Source organism: Bartonella sp. AP40SXNS (genome assembly GCF_042195825.1).
Lineage (GTDB): Bacteria > Pseudomonadota > Alphaproteobacteria > Rhizobiales > Rhizobiaceae > Bartonella.
In genome coordinates, this window is record NZ_JBHIPB010000033.1 from 1 (window position 1) to 4,475 (window position 4,475).

General features: G+C 40.8%; 1 pseudogene. It reads right to left on the minus strand.

Going from position 1 to position 4,475, the window contains the following annotated elements:
- A pseudogene (locus tag ACFILZ_RS09235) lies at nucleotides 1-4,475 on the minus strand (hypothetical protein); the annotation flags it as partial.

A 4,475-nucleotide genomic window follows, 5' to 3' on the forward strand; every position in this document is an offset into this window, starting at 1 on the left:
GCTGAAAGTACTCCTGCCTTAACACCTGAAAGGGTCCGGTCTTCTTTCTTACTGTTGGCAATATTGAGTTCTGTACCTTCTACTTCTTTACCAATAGTGATAACCTTCGTATTATCATCCTGCTTGGCAAGGCTATCACTGACTACATTGGTCACATCATTGTGAACATTCGTAATAGAACTTGCAACACCTGCAAGTGCTTCCGCTACACTATTGTAAACCTTTTCCTCACCAGCACTACCATCAGAATTGACAGTTTCAAGCTTGAATGTGGGTGCAACCCATTTTCCATTTTCATAGCCAGCACCTCCACCCAAATACGTCGCAACTGCTTGATTCATTGAATAAAGTTGGTTGCCAGTGATCGCTTCTGTTGAACCTTTAGAAATTTCTCCATCTAAAAGAAACTTCAATTTGCTATTGTTTCCTTCCGTTCCATGCTTAGCCACAAATGCATTGGCTTCATTATTCCAATTCAAAGAATCCTGTGCGACTCCTTCAGAAACTTCCTTAATCCTCTGATTGACATTCTTGATATTTGTATCAAGTCCTTCAAAAGCTGAACCAACATTGGTAAAAGGTTTGGCTGTTATCTTACCATCTTTATCAATTTCCGATAAACTATAGGTCGGCCCTGTAAACGCACCATTATTAAAAGCTGCATTGCCTCCTAAATAAGTAACAACCTTATCATTCGTTTCAAAAAGCTGATTACCCGTAACAGCATCTGTTGATTTAGCGCTAATCTCACCATTTGCTAGAAACGTAATTCTACTGTTTTCTTGTGTCCTTAAAGCTCTGCCTTGTTCTTCTTGCTTCTTCTCATGACGTGCTACAAAGGCATTGGCTTCATCATTCCATAACAAAGAATCTTGCGCTACTCCTTCAGAAACTTCTTTAATCCGTGCATTCACATTCTTGATATTCTCATCAAGACCGGCAAAAGCACTCCCAACATCATTAAAAGAGCCATTTGTTATATTACCAGCTGTATCAACCTTGGATAACTTGTAGGTTGGTCCTGTAAACGTACCCTCAACAAATTTTGCATCGCCACCAAGGAATTTAGCTACATTCTGAGAAATCGTGTTGATCTGACTACCATTAATCGCATCATGTGAACTCTCACCAATGACACCATCTTTGACATTATGAAGTGCAACTGGTCCTGCACCCTTACCTTTACCTAAAGTCACACTCGTGTAATCAATGCCGCCATTCTCACCCTCTTTTTTATCGTAGTGAACAACAGCTGAATCATCAGACTGAAGACTGTTAGAAAGCTTCTCTAATCTTTTATCAAGCTGACCTTTGTTAACAGCTTCATTATCCTTTGTTGCTTCACCAACACCTGAAAGTGTCCGATCCGTACCAGTCTTGTTGGCTATGTTGACTTCACTGCCTTCTACTTCTTTACCAATAGTGATAACTTTTGTCTTTTCATCCTGCTTCGCAAGGCTATCACTAACTACATTGGTCACATCATTATGAACATTCGTGATAGAACTCGCAACTCCAGCAAATGCTTCCGCTACACTCTTATAGCTTTCCTCACTTTCTTTACCTTCTGCATCAACTTTCTTGATCACAAAACTTGGAGCTTTCCATTGTCCATCTTTATCGTAACCTGCTCCTCCACCAAAATAGGTCGCAAACTGTTTTTGCAGATCATAAATCTGTCCACCCGTAATCGCATCACTCGAGCCTGATACTATAGAGCCATCTGCAAGTGATGTAAGCTTGCTGTTCTCTTTATTGTCCCCATGCGTCGCTACAAACGCACCTTTAGTCTTACCCCATAACAATGCATCGCCTTGAACTGCTTGCGTAATATTACTCAGTTTTTCATCAAACTTTTTGACCTCATTAGACAGATGAGTGTTCACATTCTTGACACTCGTATCAAGACCCGCAAAGGCGCTACCAACATCGTTATGTGAATTAGTCGTTACTGTACCATCGTCAGAAACATTAGAGATTTTATAAGTCGGAGCGGTAAAAACACCCTCTTTAAATGCAGCATCACCACCTAAAAACTTAGCTACATCCTCACCGATTTTATTAATCTGACCACCCGAGATTGCATCATGTGAACCCTTGGCAATCTGACCATCGGCAACATTATGGAGTCCTACAGCTGCCTTATCCTTACCTTTACCTAGAGTCACACTCGTGTAATCAATGCCGCCATTATCACCATCTTTTTTATCGTAATGAACAACAGCTGAGTCATCAGATTGAAAACTATTAGAAAGCTTCTCTAAACTTTCATCAAGCTGACTTTTGTTAACCGCTTCATTATCATTCACAGCTTTCTTCACACCAGAAAGAGTCCGATCCACACCACTTTTATTGGCAATGTTGATTTCTGTACCTTCTGTTTTGGCGCCAATAGTAATACGACCAGCATCTCCATCATCCTGCTTGACGAGGCTATCACTGACAACATTAGTCACATCATTATGAACATTCGTGACAGAAGTACTAATATCAGAAAGGGCTTCCGCTACACTCTTATAGCTTTTCTCACTTTCTTTGCCTGCTGCATCAACTTTCTTGATAACAAAATTGGGAGCTTTCCATTGTCCACTCTCATCATAGCCAGCACCACTATCTAAATATGTCGCGAGAGTGTTACTCATCGAATAGAGTTGTCCACCATTAATGGCATCTGTTGAGTTCGAGGTAATGTCACCATTTGCAAGAAACGTAATTCTACTGTTTTCCTGTCTCCTTACAGCTCTGCCTTTTTCTTCTTTGCTCTTTTCATGACGTGCTACAAAGGCATTGGCTTTATTACTCCAATTCAAAGAATCCTGCGCTACCCCTTCAGAAACTTCTTTAATCCGCGCATTCACATTCTTGATATTTGCATCAAGACCAGTAAATGCACTACCAACATCTTTAAAAGAGCCGTCTGTTATATTACCATCTGCATCAACCTTGGATAACTTGTAGGTTGGTCCTGTAAACATACCGCCAACAAATTTTGCATCACCACCAAGAAACTTAGCTAAATCCTGAGAAATTGTATTGATCTGACTACCATTAATCGCATCATGTGAGCTCTCACCAATGACACCATCTTTTACATTATGAAGCGCAACCGGTTCTGCATCCTTACCTTTGCCTAAAGTCACACTGCTATAGTCAACTATTCCGTCTTCTTTTTTATCGTAGAGAACCACTGCTGAATCTTCTGACTGAAGGCTGCTGGAAAGATCCTTCAGACTTGCATCAAGCTGCGCTTTATTGACTGCCTCGTCCCCATTTTGCGCTGCCTTAACACCAGAAAGAATTCGAGCATCACCATCCCGATTTAAAATATTGATTTTATTGCCGCCTCTTTCCGCACCAATAGTAATAAGACCCATCCTATCCTGCTTGACAAGGCTTTCACTCACTACATTCGTAATCTCTTTGCTGATCTCATTTTTTACATTCGTAACAGAATTACCAACTCCAGCCAAAGCATCCGCCACATTGCTATAAGTTTTCTCTTCAGATTTACCATCATCCTTAACTGTCTTAACCTTAAAACTTGGAGCTTTCCATTGTCCTTGCTCATCATAGCCAGCACTACCACCAAAATAGGTTGCAAGTTGTTCGTTCAGCGAATAAAGCTGTCCACCCGTTACAGCATCCGTTGATGTAGCGCTAATCTCACCATTTGCAAGAAACGTAATTCTACTGTTTTCTTGTGTCCTGACAGCTTTGCCTTTTTCTTCTTTACTCTTTTCATGACGCGCTACAAAGGCATCGGCTTCCTTGCTCCATAACAAAGAATCCTGTGCTACTCCTTCAGAAACCTCTTTAATCCGTGCATTCACATTCTTGATATTTGTATCAAGACCTGCAAAAGCGGTTCCAACACCTTGAAAGTCACTCTCTGTTACAACTCCATCTTTAGCAATGTAAGATAATTTATACGTTGGCTGTGTAAGAGCTCCATCTTTAAAGGATGCTTCTCCACCTAAAAACTTAGCTACATCCTCACCGATTTTATTAATCTGACCACCCGTGATTGCATCATGTGAACCCTTGGCAATCTGACCATCGGCAACATTATGAAGACCAACAACTGCCTTATCCTTACCTTTGCCTAAAGTCACACTTGTGTAATCAATGTCGCCATTCTCACCCTCTTTTTTATCGTAATGAACAACAGCCGAGTCATCTGACTGAAGGCTGGTAGAAAGATCCTTCAAACCTTTATCTAATTGACCTTTGTTAACAGCGTCATTATTTTTCTTTGCTTCCCCAACACCAGAAATTATCCGATCCGTACCGCTTTCATTTGCAATATTGATTTCTGTGCCACCTACTTTTGCACCAATAGTGAGACGACTCGTTGTCTTATCTTGCTGAACAAAACTCTCGCTTTCCACTTTGGTAATCACATTATTAACCTGTTCAGTCAATTTATTCTGAACATTCGTGATAGAACTTCCAACTCCTGCAAGTGCATCCGCTAC